The organism is Natrialba taiwanensis DSM 12281 (assembly GCF_000337595.1).
In the GTDB taxonomy this organism is placed as follows: domain Archaea; phylum Halobacteriota; class Halobacteria; order Halobacteriales; family Natrialbaceae; genus Natrialba; species Natrialba taiwanensis.
The window spans coordinates 228574-247109 of record NZ_AOIL01000009.1 but is presented as its reverse complement, the minus strand read 5'-3'; the positions used below and the strand labels follow the sequence as shown (position 1 = coordinate 247109).

Below are 18536 nucleotides of genomic sequence, written 5' to 3'. Positions count from 1 at the left end.
TCGCGAACGGAGACAACTGTCGTCGCTGCCGGGGACTCTTATCGCTGTGTCTCTCCAGTATCCGCTCCAGAAACGCTGATTTCGATGATATCGCCGGCCTCGATATCGGCCTGTTCCAGGAGATACAGGAGCTGTTCACCGTTTCCATCGGAGAGTACGCGCGCCCGTACCGTCTCCTCGGAGCGATCGAGATCGAGTTTCGTTTCGATCGCCTCGAGACGCGCAAGGAGTTCGGCCTCGATCGAGTCTCCTCCCCCTCGTTGCGGACGATTCTCCTTAGTCTCGACAGCGGTCACATCGTCGTCGGAAGTTGATGTCGAATACGGATCCGTCGACGTTCGTCCAAACGTGGTCTCGAGCGCGTCGAGATCAACACCCTCCGCCTCGAGATCGACTGCATCCCTTCGAACAGGTGAGCGCATTCCATCGGGATCGAACGGCTGGTTCTGTGCCCGCTCCCACTGTCGTGTCCGAATTTGCGTTGCAGCCGTTTCTGCGATCCATTCCGGGGCCTGCCACTCCCCTGCTTCGTAGAGTCGATGGATTTCTTCATCGTTCGTTCCCCAGGTAAAACAGTGATCGAAGCGGCGCTGAAACCGTTTGAGCGTGTCTCCCACCGCGTGTTTGATCACGACCTGTTTGGGTGCCAGCTCGCGAACGACCCGGTCGATCGTCTCGATCGACGGATGGTTCCGGAGTTCGATATACCGTGTCGTACAGCTCACGTTCGCAACCGGCGCGGCGTCGCCCGTTGCGAGCTGGACGAAAACACCGGTCGGATCGTCTTTAACCGCGTTCAACAGTCGAGCCGCGCTTCCTTTCTGTGGCGTCTCCGGCCCGGCGATCGTCACCCGTCCCTGTTCGAGCACCGTCGCAGTCCGCTCGAACACTTCTCGTGTCTCGATCCCGGGATCGTCTAACTCGAGCGCGTTGTACAGTTTGGCGGCCTGTCCGACCATCGTAATCGGGAGCTCGCGATCGAGTGCCGCCGCGGTGTGTCCCAGCAGTATCGCGTAGTGGAGCCCGGTCAGTGAACTCGTCGCAATAACGACCTGCGAGCCGGCGTACGCTCGTTCGAGAACCGTCTGCAGCGACTCGTTGAGCGCGGTCCGATAGGTGTCCTCGGTCGAGGCGTTCAGAAGGACGGCATCAATATCGAACGGATATGTCGTCTGTAGCTCCGGAAAGCCGGCACAGGGACGCATCGTAAAATCTCCCGTCGCGAGGATGTGCTGTTCGCCGTTCAGGAGGTCATCAGCGGCGGTCCGGTCTCGGAAGCGAACGACGAACCCGGCTGCACCGGGTGTATGGCCTGCGGAAACGGGTCGAACATCGAGATTGGCCAGAATCGCCGTCCAGTCGTCGATCGGTTCGACCGCGTCCAACGCCTTCGAAATCTCCCCGAGATCGTTGTCTTTCTGCGCCTCCGAGAGCGTCTGTTCGAGGAGCGTCGCTGTTGCCGGCGAGGTGTAGATCGGCGCATTGTGTCGGACATTTCTCGCGAGCGACCGATAGTGATCGATATGTGCGTGTGTGAGTAAAATTGCGTTCAGATACTCGTCGTCGCCGAGTGCCGAATCGAGATCGACAGCGCCACCGGCATCGACGAGAACGCAGGCGCGTGTCCCATCGGCAGCCGTGAATCGGAGGAGGGTAGATTCGTTCCCGCTCCGAATGTTTGTGTGTTGATAGGAAACGCGTATCTCTCATCGGCACTTCCGGTCGACTGTATTTATATTCATTCATATTAGTTAGATTATAAATTGGACAGAACCAACAAATCGGGCTATTATGGTGAACTCGATCGACCGTCGCTTCGAGTTCGGTTGGCCCTCGCGGGGTGATGTCCGGTATACCGGAACCGTCTCCGCGAACCTCCTCATCCCCTCTCCTCTTTCAGCCGAACGGATCGGGTGCTCCGTCCCGGACAGACGAGAGACTTGATCATTGCTCGCTGCTTCTGCCCCGCCGGTTATCCGTCTCTGGAGTGTCGTCCGGTGTGCTTCTCGGTGAGGCTCTGGTGAACTCTCGTGAGTTCGGTCAGTAACGGGCCGCGACCGATGAGCGCGAATCCGGCGAAGATCACGAGGAACCCAGCGAACGTCCAGGCGGAGATAGTCTCACCGAGGAGAACCCAGCCGCCGAGTGTCGCCACGACCGGTACGACGTAGAAGATCAGATTCCCTCGGATCGCGCCGATATCGTCTAAGAGACTGAAATACGCGATGAAGGCGATCGCACCGGAGAACACGCCGAGGTATCCAAGTGCGATGAGTGCTGTTGGGGTCCATGCGACTGCGGCAGCTTTTTCTCCCGTTACCAGGCTGAGACTGTGACACAACACTGCGCCAACCGGGACGGCCCACGCAGTGCGTACCGTGCTCGGCAGGGATGCATCCGCGGAGCGGATGAGGATACTTCCGAGTGCGCCACTGATTGCGCCGGTGAGCACGATCGCCTTGCCGACGACTGCACCACTGAATATGTTCGTTGGGTCGAGATTGACAACAAGTGTAACGCCGACGAGACCGAGTAGCAATCCGCCGACCCCGTATTTTGAAATCTCTTCATCTGCCAACATCACGGTTGCAAATACCGGGGTCAGGATGGGATTCAGACTGTACATAATCGAACTCACTGCACTGGTCGTGAACTGTTGTCCGATGAAGATGAACGCGTTCGCGAGTCCGATCGCAAACACACCAGCAGCGAGGATTGATGCGATATCAGCCCGCGTTCTCGGTAGTAGTTCGCTTCGAGGAAAGCGATGCAGCACGTAGCCGAGCAGCAGCAACGCCCCGATGTCGAACCGGAACGCGACGAAGAGAAGCGGTGGAAAGTAGCTCAGTCCAGCTTTTGCGGCGACGTACGTGCCGCCGAAACAAAGGCTTGCAATGACGAAACAGACGAGCGTTCGCTTCGTCGACGGTGCCATTCTATGCTTCCCTCCAGACGATCAGCGATTCTAGAGAAACGGAGGCATCCGTTTGCAGTGCGATAGAGTCAGTCATCTGTCTCAGCGTACGTCGGCCGGGATTTTGTATCTATTTAGAATACCATGCAATTATTGAAATAGTGAGCAGGCTCGCCTCGTATTCGCTCGTTGATTATTATTCATACCGTGAAAACAGTTAACCGTAATCGGGACCAAACGCCGCCATGGATTCGGCACTCGACGAGATCGAATTCCTTGCGCTGTCTGCTAACCGGGTTGAAACCCTTCGAGTGCTCAGTCACGATGCGTATACTCGCCGCGAGCTCCAGGCGGAGATCGATGCCTCCCAGCCAACGCTCAGTCGCGTTCTCAACGATCTGCAAAAGCGGCGATGGGTCTCGTACGACGGGGACACGTACACTGCAACGGCCACCGGTGAACTCGTCGCCGAAGCGTTCACGAACCTCTGGGACACACTCGACGCGGAAGCCGACCTGCGCGAGATAATCGAGTGGTTGCCGACGGAGGAGATGGAGTTCGATTTTCGCTGCCTTACTGACGCCACTATCACGACACCCAGCCAAATGCGACCGAACGCGCCGGTTCAGCGGATTCTTTCGTTACTGTCCGGATCAGAACAGGTCTCGATCTTCTCGTATGCGTTTAACGAACAGAGTCTCGATATTATCCGAGAGCACGTGATTGGCGGAGACCAGCACTTCACCGGCGTGTTCTCTCCGACGGCAGTAGATGCGATCGCGCAGGATTCGATGCTCCGACAACCGCTCCAGGAATTAGTCGCGGCTGATGGGGCCGAGATTCGCCTTCACGAGGATCGGATTCCGTATGCCGTGACGATCGCCGACGATGTCGTTCACTTCATGCTACGCGACGAGGCGGGCGTTCTTCAGGGTGCGATAGATACCGACAACGAGGCTGTGGTCTCGTGGGCCCGCGAGAAGCACGCCCAGTACTGGCAGAACGCAGCGCCGCTCAGTTCCGCGGATCTCCTCGAGTGAATCCATATTTGAGACGCCTCATCCCCGATTCGGATTTGCGTCGATTTGAGGAGTGAACGCAAGCAGACACTGTTTAGCTCTCTCTTCCCAGCTATCGTCGTCCGCCGAGAGTTCGTTCTCGGTTGTCTCTTTCCACCTTCGATTGGCCTCTCCGATCGGTACTGTCGAGCGACTCCTTTTTCGACTGAGGCGCTTTGAGGACTTCTAGTTACGCGATTCCAACGTAAAACGCCATTCCATCGAATGTGGTGTGACTACTGTGCCATCGAAGACGTTCACCCGCGTGAGGGGGTGTTGAAGCGGACGAATTTTCGCTGCTCGCGGATTCAGGACCGTTTGAGTCCGTGTCTAGCGTGGGTTTGCAGGTGTACTACCGTTATCGACTCCATGTCTTGCGGATTCCCGTATGACAGGCCGTGAGACCGCTGGTCTCAACTCCGCTGATGAACTCAGCGATAAACCCTATAGAGCGATATAGAGTGCACTGCCGTGAAGCCAAGCGCGTCAAAAATACCGGTGGATCGTGCAGTGTGCGAAAGTAACGAGACCGGGTCAAATCAGTGACCGGTTTGGTGTGTCGATTCGGTGAGTCGGAGCCCTCCGAACCCGAACCGAATCAGGAGGACAATGAATCCGCTGGCGACGACGAGCGCTCCGAGCAGATACGGAACTGTCGTGCCGTACTGCTGGCCGAGATACCCGGCCGTAATCGGTGCGAACGCTCCGCCGATGAACCGAAGACTGTTGAACGCCCCCGAGGCGATGGACCGCCCGTGGGATGAAACCCCCATCGCGAGCGTCGTCAGGTTTGCGTTCAGGAGTCCACAGAAGACGCCGGCAACGATGACGAGTCCGGCGAGCATCTCGGTACCGCCGTTCGTGAGTCCCATTGTGCACAGAATACCCGCGAAGACGACGAGTGCGCCGGCGGAGACTTCGGCCGTCCCGAACCGTCGGTTCAGGCGGGGCGAGAGGACGGCCGAGCCGACGATCACTAACATCCCCCACGCGAAGAACACGATACCGAGTTGGAACGTGGTGAGATCCAGGATGAGCGGCGTGTACGCGAGTAACGTGAAGAAGCCGTACGTGTAGAGGAGGCCGACTACTGCGTTCGTAAGAACATCCGTGTGGTGGAACGTACCGACGACATCACGGACGCCTTGCTTGCGTTCCGCTTTCGGTTCGGTTACCGTGACGATGACGAATCCGAACGCGATAAGCATCAGGATGCTGGTCCCCGCGAACGGCAGTCGCCACGATTGGGCGCCGAGCAGGCCGCCGAGAAGCGGCCCGCAGGCGATGCCGAAGCCAAGCGACGCTTCGTAGAGCGTGATGGCACGCGTACTGTTTCCGGCTGCGACGCCGACGATGATTGCGAGCGCCGTCGTGGTGAACAGCGCGTTCCCCAACCCTCAAAAGCCGCGCAGGACCGCGAGGGCCTCGACTGACGATGCGAGCGCGCACGCCCCCGCGAAAACACCGACGGTCGCGAGTCCGAGGAGCATCGTCTTTTTACTCCCGATTCGGGTAGCGAGCGCGCCCGAGAACAGCATGGCGAGGCCCATTACCAGCAGGTAGCTCGTGAAAAGCAACTCCACCATGAAATGGGATGCTCCCATCTCGTGTGCGATACTGGGTAGAATCGGATCAACAATCCCGACTCCGAGGAAGGAGACGAAGGTTGCAAGCGCCGTTGCAAGAACGGCCGGGTGAATATCTGGTCGAAGACCCATACAAGTCAGGGGACTCGCACGCCTCAATAACCTATCGGTTATTTTATGTGATGTGCCTAGAATACCACGGGAATGTATTCTCATATCCCGCCCGTGAGGGGCTATACTGAAGATGTATCACGCCTCTGTGGATGTAAACGAACCGTGGTGTCCCGTTCTTCGATGAGAGAGACGAGTTCGCACATAGAACATTTTCGTCGCGATTACTAATCGGGTGCAGTTACGCGGTGCTCTCACGACTGAGACGGTTTGCTGTACCGTTTTTCCGGCGAACCCGCAGGATGGTTCGCTGTTGCTCTGGAACTGACTTCCAACAGTCCGTTGGCGGTCGCGGTCTCGTTGAGCACAGGACCACGTACTGAGCGGTGATCGGCAAGNTTCGCTGTTGCTCTGGAACTGACTTCCAACAGTCCGTTGGCGGTCGCGGTCTCGTTGAGCACAGGACCACGTACTGAGCGGTGATCGGCAAGGACCACGTACTGAGCGGTGATCGGCAAGATGGAGCGTCTTGATGAGTACCGGGTGAGCGTGCAACTGTACTCTTCAATGAGCAACAGGACGAACGGTACCTATTCCTCGTCCGAAGCGATGCTCAGGCTGGTTATCGAGTCTCTGTGGTCTTTGATGAACGTGTGCTTGCCTGTGATTCGAGCGGTCCCGGTTACTGTCGGGACCGTCAGGGTGATTCCCTCCCGCTCTTTCGTTTCGATGATTCGGCCCTCGAACCGCGTTCCGATGACGCTCTCGTGGATGTACGGTTCGTCAACAGCGAGTCGTCCACTCTCGTACAAGAGCGTCATCTTCGCACACGTCCCGGTCCCGCACGGAGAGCGATCCACCTGGCCGCCGCCGAAGATAACGATGCTGCGATCGGCATCGTCGGAAGACTCGTATATTTCGGTAATGGACACGCTATCGGGTTCACCGGAGAACGGATGCACGATATCGAGTTCATCGTTGACGGCGTCCCGGATTTCGAGCCCCCAGTTCACGAAGTCGTCTGTTCGGGTGGTATCGACCGAGACGCCGAGTTGTTCACTGTCGACGAGCGCGAAGAAGTTCCCGGCGTAGACGATGTCAACCCGAAGCGGCGAATCCAGAAACGAGACGGGGACTGTCGCCGCATCGTAGACGAACGACGTGACGTTCTGGATCGTGACTCGTTCGACGCCTCCCTCGGCGTACTGGGGCGTCGCTTCGACGACGCCTGCCGGCGTCTCCACATGGATCGTTGGTTCGGCAGACAGGTGTCCGTGCTCGATAAGCGCAGAGACGACGCCGATCGTCCCGTGACCGCACATGTCCAGGTACCCCTTGCTGTCCATGAAGAACACGCCGAGGTCCGCGGTATCATCGCACGGGTCGACGATGACCGCACCGAACATATCGTCGTGGCCCCGTGGTTCTTTCATCAGCAGTTTGCGAACCCAGTCGTACTCCTCGGCGAACGATTTGCGCTTCGCTCGAACGCTCTCGCCGTCGAGCGTTGACCGGTCGAGGCCATCGAGGAGGATGCGCGTCGGTTCGCCCGCCGTGTGTGTATCGATCGTCGTGAACGACGCGTCCACATGCGTGTCGTCGAAATCGTTGTCGGACGTCATTCTTCGATTACCTCCAGTTCCTCGATCTGTTCGTCGGACCAGTCGTAGTACGGGTCGTCGATCTCCCTGAGCGTTCGCACGCACTCGTTGTATCGCTGCCGAGCATCAGCCACGTACGGATTGTTCGGGTTCGTCTGAATCCATTCGCGGAGTTCTCTCAGTGCTTGCGGCGAGTAGCTATCGAGATTCCCCTGTTCTCTGAGCAGCGTCAGTTTTCGCCCTTCGGTGCGGAGTGACCTGACGAGGACGACGCTTGCGACGCCGGGGAGTGCAAGTATTGCGAGGAGCATCGTCACCCATGCGACAGTCGAGAGCGCCATCTCAGTCACCCCCGTCTGAGGCGAGTTCTACAGACCCAGTAGACGCCTCTCCGATGATGCTCATCACAGCAGTACTCACAACGGTGAGTACAACCATGAATGCGATGCCCAGTATCATCAAGGTCTGGTTCTCGGTGCCGATACTCGAGACGACTCCGTATCCGAGGATGAATATCATCACGGCCGGGATGACGTACTTGACGACCGGGTTCCACCATCGACCGACGTAGATGCCCGTATTGCGATTGAGGTCGATAACGCGGGCACATTCAGGACCGATTTTCCACGCGACGAGCACGATGATCGAGAGCGTCGCCAGCGGGAGGCCGAAGGTGCCGAACATGAAGTCCATCTGGTCGAGGAACGACGACGAGTAGGCACTCGGGAGTCCGAGCAGCCAGATGACTCCACAGACCGCGAGCACCGAGCCGGTTCGCGAAAGATCTGTTTCTTCGGAAACAGTCGTTACGCCGACCTCGGTGATACCGAGACCGGACGTGAACGTTGCAAAGAAGAATGAAGCGAAGAACACGATGGCCCACGCCGCTCCGCCGGGCAATTCCGGGAATACCTCGGCCATCGAGATGAACAGCAAGTTAGATCCTGCGCTTGGTTCGAGTCCGAACGCGAAGACGACGGGGAACGTTGCGAATACCGCCAGTAGACCGATACTCGTGTTTCCGACTGCAGTGAATAGACCGCCCCCGAGCGGAACATCGTCGTACCGCCCGAGATAGCTTCCGTAGGTGAGTGCGATACCCCATCCTAATCCCGTCGAGAACAGTGCTTGGCTGAGTGCTGCAACCCATGTGCTTCCGCGAGTGAGGGATCCCCATTCGGGGGTGAAGACGAACGCCAGTCCCTCCATCCCACCGGGGAGGGTGACGCCACGTATCCCGACCGCGATAAGCGCGATGACCAGGAGCGGGATCATCCATTTTACCACGCGCTCAATACCGCGCCGGATTCCGAAGACGAGAACACCGGCGAGCCCGGCCATGGTCAGCGTGTGCATCCCGATGACGAGCGCGGGGTTGGAAATGAATCCCTCCCAGAACGCCTGCGGCTGGAAGCCCGGTTGAGTGAACGTCAAGAGCACCGAGTGGACAGTGTAGTAGAGTGCCCATGCGATAATCGGCGCGTAGTAGGACATCAGCGCCACGTTGACGATGAGGACGACGAGACCGAGTCCCTGACCTCGCTTACTCTGGAGAACTTGTCTGAACGATCCGATAACCCCGGTGTTCGTGTACCGACCGACCATCGTCTCGGCCATCAGACCGGGAACGGCAATGACGTACAACAGAAGAATGTACGCGACGAGGAACGCGCCGCCACCGTTCTGCCCCGTCGTAAACGGCATCCGCCAGATGTTTCCCGCTCCGACCATCGCCCCGACCATCGCCATAAGGAAGCCGAATCGGCTTCCCCACTCTTCTCTCGCTGTTCTCGCCTCTGAATCAGTCATGATAACCCTACCCAACCCGTGGTATAGATGGAAGTTATATTACTCCCCTACTATGGTTGGGTTCTTTGATATACACTCTATCGTCTCTCAGTATGAGGGCTACGATCCACTGGCCCTGTTATCAGTAGTGAATCGTCAACCTGGTCCATAATATATTTATATTCCTACTATTATGAACGCGAATTGTTTGGTAGGTACTGAACTTAGTACCGGTGGGTATCGATATTGCGAAGAATGATACCTCCTATAGCGAGACGTTTTGTTGCCGGCGAATCTGCGAACGAGTCACTCGATCACGTGGCCGACCTCAACCGAAACGGTATCGGCGGCATACTGAACGTACTCGGCGAGCACTACCAAACCCGAGACGCTGCGGACGAGGACGTGAGCAAGTATCTGAATCTCATCGCTCAACTCGAGAAGACGGAACTCACCGCATCCATCTCGGTCAAACCCTCTCAGATTGGACTCGATGCTGGAGATGAGGTGTTCGAGGACAACCTCGTACGGATACTGAGCACGGCCGATGAAAAGAACGTGTTTGTCTGGGTCGATATGGAAGATTACACGACGACCGACGTAACCCTCGACGCGTACACGCAGTCCGCCTCCAGATACGGGGGTGGCGTTGGACTCTGCGTGCAGGCCAACCTCAAACGGACGGCCGACGATCTCGAACGCCTCGCTGAGGTTCCCGGCAAGGTTCGGCTCGTCAAGGGTGCCTACGATGAACCGTCGGATGTCGCATACCAACAGAAAAAGCATGTCAACGAAGCGTATAAGAGCCACCTTGAGTACATGTTCCAGACGTTCAACAGCGGAATCGCCGTTGGGAGCCACGATCCCGAAATGATCGACTACGCGAAAGAACTTCGAGAGCGGTACAAAACCGACTTCGAGATACAAATGCTGATGGGCGTTCGAACGGAGGCCCAACGCGAACTCGCTCGAGAGGGGTACGAGGTCAATCAGTACATCCCGTACGGGAACAAGTGGGCGTCGTACTTCTACAGACGAGTTCGTGAGCGCAAAGAGAACCTGTTGTTTGCGGCCCGAGCCGTCCTTACATCCTGAGATGGGTCGCCTATTCGGTCAGTTGTGACGAACCGTCTCGTCTGGCTGGCCGAACTTTGCAGACACACCGGGTAGTATGGGGAATCTGTCGGCGACGCACCGAGCGGTCGACCCCGCTTTGGCCGCAGACAGATCCGGCTTCATCGCGTGGCACCCGGAAGACGGAGCACCCGCCGATGGAATCAGCAATCTCGTTTCCACCACCGTTCATAGTCGGGGTTGGTTTTATATATCTTCTTTCTAACCCATTTACAGGCTTCGTAATGGCAACTGAATACAGAACGGAAGACACAACCAGTCTCACGCTCGACATTTGGCATCCAAATTGTTGGACGCTTGAGGTAACAGCACAAGCAGATGCGGATTTAATCGCCCACACGGTATACAAGGCACCCTCCGCCGATGAATCCCGATCAGCGGAGTCGCTTGTCCGCGGTCATTTCACCGCCTACGCGGACACCACACAAGAAGTCAAAAAACTAGTTGCGGCTGCCGAGCAATCCGAGCATACGCAGTCAGTGATGGAGTTCGAACGCTGCCACGACTTTACCGGGAGAGCGACAAACTACGGGAACGCGTCGTGCGAACTTTTCGTCGAGTACGATCACCGGAACACGATGAGCGACGCGTTGCTTTCACACGGGTTCATACACGACGCTCCCGTCCGCGTTCGTGACGGCCGTGAATACTGGCCTGTCGTCGCCACGGGGGATCGAGAAGATCTCAATGCGCGTCTCGACTCGCTTCGCGAGGAGAAAGATGCAGATGTCTCCGTCCGCAGAGTGGTATCGTCGAATCGTAGTCACTCTCAGCCGAACCAAGAGACGCTTTCAGAGCGTCAGCGAGAGGTATTTGAACTCGCCTGTACCCACGATTACTACGCCTGGCCCCGGGGAATCACCACGAAAGAACTCGCGAAAAAGACCGACATTTCGAAGACGACACTGTTGGAACATCTCCGAAAAGCAGAGGCGAAGCTGCTGGACCAAGAGTGATGGGCGGTCGGATACTGCCCTGAACTCGATAAGACCTGCTTTCTCGATTGACGCCTCTCGCGTTCGGTCGATCGAGTGGAGTGCATTGCGCAACCACGAGCGGAGCGCCGAGCCAGTCGCGGCTCTGGGAGATGGGGAACAAAGAGTTCACCGACATACAGCGTGAATGCATGCGGACAGCCACCGAGGAACCCCTCAATTTCACCCGTGAACAAGGCATCTCCGCTCCTGACCCTGTGTTCCAACTCGAAGAATGCGACATCTCTTCGAAATGGAGTGAACAGCGCCTCGACGCGGAGAAGACCAACTTTCTAAGTCTTTGGAGTGGAGGTACCTTAGCGCGGTGTGGCGGTCGCCTTGATCTCGTCGTAGCTCTCCGTTGCCCATCGTCGGAGTTCCGATTGCGATGGTGCTGCTATCACCGAATGAGTTCGCATTCGTTCGTCGAATGTCCCGAGTAGGACCATCCCGTCGACAATTCCGAGCGCGTACCCTGGTACCGAATCCGATTCGTAGAGCGTGATGTTTTCAGACGCACCAATCGCGGCGAGCGTCTCATCGTAATCAGGGCTCGCAGATTCGTACCCCGATGGAGGTGCGACGACCTCGAGTGTCAGGTCCTCAGCAATGCACTCGTGAAGTGTGTCGATGTAGAGCGGATTGATGGTCGGCACGAATCCCCTGACGCAGGTCGCTCCCATCACGTTCCGGCGAACGTGGTAGAGCGGCTCGAACGGGGTGTCGGTCGTCGATATCGTTATGTCGCACGACGTGAGCGCGTCCAGACTGATTGGAAGTTCAGCCGGGAACCGCTCGAAGAAGGGGCCGATCGAGGCCCCAAATTCGATCGTCGAGAGCGCGTTTTCGACCGCTTCGGACGCGATTTCTCCGGCTATGGTGACCTCGTATCGATTCTCCGTAACGACTTGGGAGATGTACCCCTGGTTCTCAAGGACAGTGAGGTTCCGTCGAAGCGTTGACCGTGGTATGTCGAGCTCCTCGCCAAGTACGTCAGGCGACGCCGCACTTTCCGAGAGCGACCGTAGTAGTCGGTACCGATTCGGAGATGCGATCAGGAACTCGAGTCGTTCCAGCGCGCTCTCGCCAGAACCATCCATGCTCTGTCATAAGTGGGGCGACACTTTTGCGTTTCGGTACGTCGTATTCACACCGTGAGCATCGCTCACCCTCCGAGCGCATCCCACCAAGTAGCGTTATAGATTCGACGCACCATTCTCCGTTTACGATGAGCTACGACGCGGTATTGTTCGACTGTGACGGTGTCATCGTAGAAATGCCCGACAAGGCGGTCATGACAGAGGCGATGCGCCGCGTCCAACGACGATTCGAACTGTCCGATCCGCCCGAACACATAGTCACCGACTTCCTCCGGGGTAATCTTTCGTCCATCACCGAGCGCTGCCGGTCGGCCGGAGTCGAGCGCGATACCTTCTGTGCCGAGGCCGCCCGCGAAGGAGTTCGGGCACAACTAACCGAGCTCCAGTCGGGGCTCCGCTCTGTGTATGATGATGTCGCCGCTATTCAGAAATTGAATTATCCAATGGGTATAGTTAGTGACAACCACCCGCGCGTGCTCTCGTTCCTCCTGCGACGGTTCAACCTGACCAGCTACTTCGGGACGGTGAGAGGTTGTCGGTTCACGCCGTCAGGGCTGGAACATCAGAAGCCCAACCCGCATAACGTTCAGGCCGCGATGGAGACGTTGGGTGCCGAGACCGCTTTGTACGTCGGTGATCGGCAGATCGATGTCAAGGCGGCTGATAACGCCGATATCGACTCTGTACTGCTACGACGTGAGTGCCTGGCCGAGAGTGAGGTCGACGTTGCGCCGACATATGAGGTGTCCTCGCTCTGGCAACTCCACAACGTACTGTGAGAGTGAACTACCCTGCCCTATTCGCCAGTTAGCACTAGCTGCTTGGGGGCAGGACTTCCTGTTTCTCCGGCGGAACGCAGATACACGGCCGGTGACTGCTCCTTCACTGCGGTCGTCTGGTGGCCGATGACGATGGCTGGAAGCGGCGTCGAAGACGAATTGTCCGAGGCGTAGAGGTACCCCGCAAGCATCATGCCCGTACTCGGGAAACGCACGCTCTCAACCTGTTCATCCCGTTCAGTTCTGTTGGTAACTCACATCACCAGAAACGAAGGTCGAGGGCGGCTTGGGTTCGATGTTATCTGTAAAAGATGTTTAAGTACCCCTGTGGGCCACGTGCAGAGGTGCGGAGTTGGCGCTCAGCTCGGTGGGGTAGTGAGAGTTGCGAAACGGCACTCTTCGCAGCGAGTTCCTCAATCAAGTTCCACGTGGACGCGGACGTTCGTCGCACCCCTGCGCCAGAGCGAAATACAGCCTATCCGAACACGCGGGCCGTGGCTGCCAGAATTTTAAGCGCCCGTAGAGCGTAGCTATGCACAATGAATATCACGACTGGACTCGTTCTCCGTTCGCCCTCGCTCCCTCTCGTCAGTATCACGGAGACACTGCAACCCGATGAAGTAGACTGCGTTCACGCACTCTGTCTTCACTCGGACGTTCACCGTGCAGTTTGACCTCGACGACGACGTCTCTGAAGCGGAACTCTCGGCGCTCGATGAAGTAACGGAGGCAACTCTCCTCGGCAAGACGAACGACAGGATTATCTACCAGCTCACGGTTGAACTCGAGGATTCTGTCTCTGAAGCCTTCACTACTGAACACATCGACAGCACGCAACTGAGATCAGCGACTATCAGTAAGAACCGATGGTACGAAACGAAACTGTTCAAAGACTACGAGGCATTTAACGACTTCCGAGCGAGTTGCGAAGACAACGGTATCTCTCTGGATCTCGTATCCATTACTCCTAATCCGTCGCTATCTGATGATTCGTCACAGGAGGGAGTCACCGAGCGACAGCGGGAGGCGCTCTCCCTCGCACTCTCTCGTGGGTACTACGAGAGCCCGCGTCAAGTCACGGCCGAAGAACTCGCCGCGGAACTCGGCATCTCACAACCCGCTCTATCGAGTCTCCTCCGCCGCGGCGAGCGCCAACTTCTCACCGATTCGTTAGAGACGAGAGGCCGCTTAAACGCGGTTTCTAGATAACATCACGCCAACCGCCGTCGGTGACGTCCTCGTCGTACCAACCCATAGTACGGTGGATGACGACATCGACGCCCTTGTTGAGACAGCAACTGACGAATATGGTCGAATCGATATCCTCGTGGACGGTGCTGGATGCCGCTAGCGTATCTCTGGATACAGATTGTGAGACACTGCCGACAACCATCGATGTCAATATTCGTGGGGCTGATTACACTCACACGCGCTATCATGCCTACGAGGCTGGAGCAGAAGAGCGGACACGTCATCAATCTCTCCTCGATTGTGAGCTAATGCCAAATGGAGAATAGTTCGCATTACTTCTCAGATGGGGACACCCCCTGCACCTGTATTGTCATCGGCCCTTTCAGCGATAAGGACGCCCATTTGATCGTGTATGCGCTTGACTGCCATCACCGAAACGAGTGGTACGCAAATACTGGGCACCTAATTCAGGATTCCCGAGACACGTATGCCAAGGATCGTTCTCCTGAAATAAATTCATAGCTCCCCGATTTCGCCATCTGATAGCAGGACAGGCCGATAGAAAATCCCACTCGATTAGCTCTCTATAGCCCCATTCGAACGGTTTTGATAGCGGAAATACTGTCGAAGAGCGGATTTCGGGTAATTATCTCGCGTCTGTAGAGTTCAGTAAGTGATTCTGGACTTCTACCTGGGTAGTCGACCTGCTCTATCGGTTACCTCGAAATGGCCAAAAAGTGCTCCATCCTCCGAAACTGTGGCAACTCTTTTCTTAGAATCAGTATAGCGATATTGGATTTATTCGGGCCGATCCGCTAGCGGCTATTTATTTGAAGCGTCAGTCTCAAAGGCGATCTCGGGGCCTCGATGACGCTCTGGCCACCGATTTCGAAACCGAGAATCACGTTGACGGATCGATACCTTCTTTCGGCTTAGATAGAAGTCACGGACAGGGAGAGTTCGAGGCCGACGTGATCGGTCAGGTAGTTCGGGACGTCACCCTCGTCGTCGGCGTAGAACTGCTCTGGCGATGCGAGTTCACGCCAGAACACGCGGCGGTCGATGCCGTCGACGCGTGCTTCGAACTCGTGCTCGGCGGTTGGCTCTTCGATGAAGACGTAATCGATCCGCTCGCCCGCATCGTCTTGCGGGCAGTACGCCGGCGGTGCGGTAGTCGGATCGAAGGCGCACCCGTTGCTGATCGCGTCGTCGTTCGTGCCGCCCGGCCCGGTTCCGTGCTCGAGCCACGCGTCGGCGACACCCGCGGTCGCCGCGAAGTCCTCGAGCGCCCCGGCCGCCTCGCCGTCGGGCGCGATATTGAAATCGCCCGCGACGACGGTCACGTTTTCCGGACTAGTCTGTGCGGCGACGAACGCGCTCAGCTCGTCGAGCTGCTGGCGTCGGAGTTCCGGGATGTCTTCGTCGCCGCCGCTGGCCCACGGGAGCAGCGACCCGGTCACGAGGTGGGTCGTAAAGAGGTCTATTTTCCCGGCACCAACGTCCAACTCGACGTAATGGGCTCCTTTGCCGACGTGTGCGTCGACGTACGTGAGGTTCCCGTCCGGTTCCGCATCGTATTCGAGCTTCGCCTGATCGGTCACGGAAACGCCGGATACTAGATCGAGCAGCCCCGCGCCCTTCTCGCCGCCGTCCGGTTCGGGACCCGGAATCGCCGTCCCGGTTCCGGCGGCAGCGGCGTACTCGGTTTCGACCGCCTCCTGTTCGTCGTTGAACACCTCGCAGAGCCCGACGATGTCGTACCCCTCCGCACCGAGCCGGTGGCCGAGTTCGACTGCGCGTTCCTGATATTGGGGTTTCGCCGCGACATTGGACGGTGCCCCCAGAACGCCCTCGATGCCGTCGGTGAGCCACGAGTTCACCCAGAGGAACTGGTACGATTCGGACGCTGCTCGAACGGATTTTGTCGCTTCCGGGACTCCGAGGACGAGACTTCCGAACCCGGCCACACCGGCTTGCAGTGCTGTTCGCCGTCGGACCGTCGACTGTGACTGATCGGTCATGGTCGCGGGTTCGCATACCGAACGGGAACGTATATTAGATGCTATTGGTAATATATTGTAGTAACTACTGATACCTAGGATATGTATCACGCTGTATGTTCCGAAGCGTGAGGTGAGACGCTATCGCTCTGTTCTGATACGGACTGCTGTCAGTCAGTTCTGGAGACCGCAGACCGTTCTGCGGTTGGCCGGGAAATCGGTACAGTGGATCGTATGAAACGATTCGATGGCCGATTTTCGATCGTATTCGGTCCAATGGACGCCCAGACAAGATCAACCTATATTGTATAGGGGAAACGTAGGTTGTATTAGTGTGGAACACTATGGTGGTCTCGTGAACGTTCGAACGAGACGACAGCCGCACGGAGGGAGGCGATGAGTTCCGGGGCGGACGCGGACGATACCGGTACCGGCACCGATACCGACACCGACACTGACGCCGATGCCGACGCTGGCGGCGGACACTGTTCGACGCCGGACAGCGACGGCGAAGTCGCCGAAGAGATCGCGATCATCTCCTTCGAGCGCAAACTCGAGACGGCCGAATCGATCCGGTCTGAACTCGCGGATCGGTACGAGACGATCGAGATCATCGAGTACCACGGCGACGTCTTCGAGGAGCACTGGGGCGAGTTCGATTGTTTCATCGGGCTGATGGCCTCGGGAATCGCGATGCGAAAGACGGCGCACTTGCTCGACGACAAGTGGGACGATCCCGCGATCTGCGTCGTCGACGAGGAGTTGACATGGGCGATTCCGATCACCGGCGGCCACCACGGTGCGAATCAGGTCGCACAGGATCTTGCGTCCATGGGTGCCGTGCCGGCGATGACCACCGCATCAGAGGCTGCCGGCAAGCAGGGCGTCGAGTCCCGTGCGAAGGCAATGGACACCCACGTCGTCAACGGTGATTCGACCGTCCAGACGAACCTCGCGGTGCTCGATGACAACCTCGGTCCAGTCGAGCGACTCGAGGGGCCAAGCGCCGTGCTGGTCGGCGACGACGTGACCGTTCTCAAGCGGAACAAAGACGACGGCGTCGTCCTCGGTACCGGCAGCGTCTCGGGCGCGGATACGGCGGCGTTCCTCGAAGCCTGGGAGGACGCCCTCGATCGGACCGACTACGACCTCGACGACGTCGAGTTCATCGGCACCGCCACGCGGAAGGCGGACGAGGAAGGGCTGCTGGAGGCGGCTCAGGAACTCGATCTTGGCGTCGTCACCTTCGACAAGGAGACGCTGCTCGACCACGAGGGGCCGACCCCCTCGAAATCGAAGGAACTGATCGGCTGGCCGGGAGTGTCTGAAGCGAGCGCGATCGCCGGCGGGGCCGCTCAGGAACTCGTCCTCGAGAAGGTGAGCTACGAGAACGAGGTCACGGTGGCGATCGGTCGATGAGCGTCGAGGACGCTCACAGCTCGGAGGCCGACGGCGAGGCGGGGACGCCCGCCGATCACGGCACCCTCTACGTCGTCGGTATCGGTCCGGGCCTACCGGCGCACATGACGGCGAAGGCAAAGCGGGTTATCGAGTCCGCCGATGTGGTCATCGCGTCGAGTCTCTACCAGGAGTTCCTCCGGGACGACGGGACGCTTCCCCCAGCGGATGCGACGGACGAGGACGGGATCGCCGTGCGCGAGGACGGCACCGAGCAGGAGATCGTCCGCTCGACGATGGGCCGACAGATCGAACTCGCCCGCGCGGCGTTCGATTACGTCCGCGAGGGCAAAGACGTCGCCCACGTTTCGGGCGGCGATCCGTCTGTCTACGGCAAGTCGGACCTGCTTTTCAAGATGGCCGACGAGGACGACGCGACGGACGTTCCCATCGAAATCGTTCCCGGCCTCACCGCGGCACTGGGCGGGGCGGCGAACGTCGGCGCACCCCTGTGTAACGACTTCTGTACGGTCTCGCTCTCGGACAAGTGGCGCGGCTGGGACGAGATCGAGGAGAAGCTGCGGGCGGCCGCGATCAGCGACTTCGTGATCGTCCTCTACAACTGCTGGCGGAACTACGAGCAGGCTGTCGAGATCGTTCGCGAGGAGCGCACCGACGACGCGTTCGTCGCGATCGTCAACGACGCGGGCCGCGCCGATGCCGGCCGAAACGGCGAGAGCGAGTTCATCACGACGCTCGGCGAGGCGACTGACCACGACGAGAAGGTGTCGGGAATGGGGACCTCGCTGATCATCGGCACCCACGAGACCGAAACCTGGCGTAACGACGACCGAACGTATCTTGTCACCCCGCGCGGCGGGCGTGACGTGGAGGATTTCTGA

At 58.1% G+C, this 18536-nt stretch carries 13 protein-coding genes and 3 pseudogenes; 8 read left to right on the top strand and 8 right to left on the bottom strand.

Translation table 11 applies throughout. The annotated features are described in order from the left end of the window. Positions 1-38: 38 nt before the first annotated feature. Together C484_RS01985 and C484_RS01980 are read right to left on the bottom strand one after the other, a co-directional pair. The gene (locus C484_RS01985) at positions 39-1703 is read right to left on the bottom strand and encodes an MBL fold metallo-hydrolase (protein WP_049914969.1); all 1665 of its coding nucleotides are present in this window, start codon (positions 1701-1703) and stop codon (positions 39-41) included. Between the two features lie 269 nt (positions 1704-1972). Continuing rightward, entirely contained in the window at positions 1973-2935 is a 963-nt protein-coding gene (locus C484_RS01980) for a DMT family transporter (RefSeq protein ID WP_006824305.1), read from the bottom strand. 224 nt (positions 2936-3159) lie between these two features. Between C484_RS01980 and C484_RS01975 the strand changes: the two genes are divergently transcribed. Beyond that, a complete protein-coding gene (locus tag C484_RS01975; RefSeq protein WP_006824304.1) occupies positions 3160-3954 on the top strand; it encodes a helix-turn-helix transcriptional regulator in 795 nt (264 codons plus the stop codon). Between the two features lie 557 nt (positions 3955-4511). On the opposite strand, the pseudogene C484_RS01970 reads toward C484_RS01975, so the two are convergent. The 4 genes and pseudogenes from C484_RS01970 to C484_RS01955 form a co-directional block, all read right to left on the bottom strand. Beyond that, positions 4512-5690, bottom strand: a pseudogene (locus C484_RS01970) (MFS transporter). Positions 5691-6259: 569 nt separating this feature from the next. Continuing rightward, entirely contained in the window at positions 6260-7291 is a 1032-nt protein-coding gene (locus tag C484_RS01965; RefSeq protein ID WP_006824303.1) for a proline racemase family protein, read from the bottom strand. Then, entirely contained in the window at positions 7288-7611 is a 324-nt protein-coding gene (locus C484_RS01960) for a hypothetical protein (protein ID WP_006824302.1), read from the bottom strand. The genes C484_RS01965 and C484_RS01960 overlap by 4 nt, the downstream gene beginning before the upstream one ends. A gap of 1 nt (position 7612) precedes the next feature. After that, positions 7613-9079: a sodium-dependent transporter gene (locus C484_RS01955; RefSeq protein ID WP_083867266.1), complete on the bottom strand. Its 1467-nt coding sequence runs from the start codon at positions 9077-9079 to the stop codon at positions 7613-7615. Positions 9080-9313: 234 nt separating this feature from the next. Here C484_RS01955 and C484_RS01950 point away from each other — a divergent pair, with 234 nt between their 5' ends. Continuing rightward, positions 9314-10153 (top strand): proline dehydrogenase family protein, encoded by an 840-nt coding sequence (locus C484_RS01950; protein WP_006824300.1) that lies wholly within the window; start codon positions 9314-9316, stop codon positions 10151-10153. A gap of 263 nt (positions 10154-10416) precedes the next feature. Then, positions 10417-11148: a helix-turn-helix domain-containing protein gene (locus tag C484_RS24120; RefSeq protein WP_394295294.1), complete on the top strand. Its 732-nt coding sequence runs from the start codon at positions 10417-10419 to the stop codon at positions 11146-11148. Between the two features lie 335 nt (positions 11149-11483). Here C484_RS24120 and C484_RS01940 read toward each other — a convergent pair whose 3' ends face one another. Next, a complete protein-coding gene (locus C484_RS01940) occupies positions 11484-12266 on the bottom strand; it encodes a helix-turn-helix transcriptional regulator (RefSeq protein WP_006824298.1) in 783 nt (260 codons plus the stop codon). A gap of 128 nt (positions 12267-12394) precedes the next feature. Between C484_RS01940 and C484_RS01935 the strand changes: the two genes are divergently transcribed. From C484_RS01935 to C484_RS24860, 3 genes and pseudogenes are all read left to right on the top strand, one after another. Continuing rightward, positions 12395-13045, top strand: coding sequence for an HAD family hydrolase (locus tag C484_RS01935; protein WP_006824297.1), 651 nt, complete (start codon positions 12395-12397; stop codon positions 13043-13045). Positions 13046-13584: 539 nt separating this feature from the next. Next, a pseudogene (locus C484_RS01930) lies at positions 13585-14254 on the top strand (helix-turn-helix domain-containing protein). A 19-nt stretch (positions 14255-14273) separates the two neighbouring features. Further along, a pseudogene (locus C484_RS24860) lies at positions 14274-14542 on the top strand (SDR family oxidoreductase); the annotation flags it as partial. A 626-nt stretch (positions 14543-15168) separates the two neighbouring features. On the opposite strand, the gene C484_RS01920 reads toward C484_RS24860, so the two are convergent. After that, positions 15169-16257: an endonuclease/exonuclease/phosphatase family protein gene (locus tag C484_RS01920; RefSeq protein ID WP_006824294.1), complete on the bottom strand. Its 1089-nt coding sequence runs from the start codon at positions 16255-16257 to the stop codon at positions 15169-15171. Positions 16258-16632: 375 nt separating this feature from the next. On the opposite strand from C484_RS01920, the gene cbiG reads away from it, so the two are divergent. Both cbiG and C484_RS01910 read left to right on the top strand, forming a co-directional pair. Next, entirely contained in the window at positions 16633-17655 is a 1023-nt protein-coding gene (gene cbiG, locus C484_RS01915) for a cobalt-precorrin 5A hydrolase (protein ID WP_006824293.1), read from the top strand. Next, the gene (locus C484_RS01910) at positions 17652-18536 is read left to right on the top strand and encodes a precorrin-3B C(17)-methyltransferase (protein WP_006824292.1); all 885 of its coding nucleotides are present in this window, start codon (positions 17652-17654) and stop codon (positions 18534-18536) included. The genes cbiG and C484_RS01910 overlap by 4 nt, the downstream gene beginning before the upstream one ends.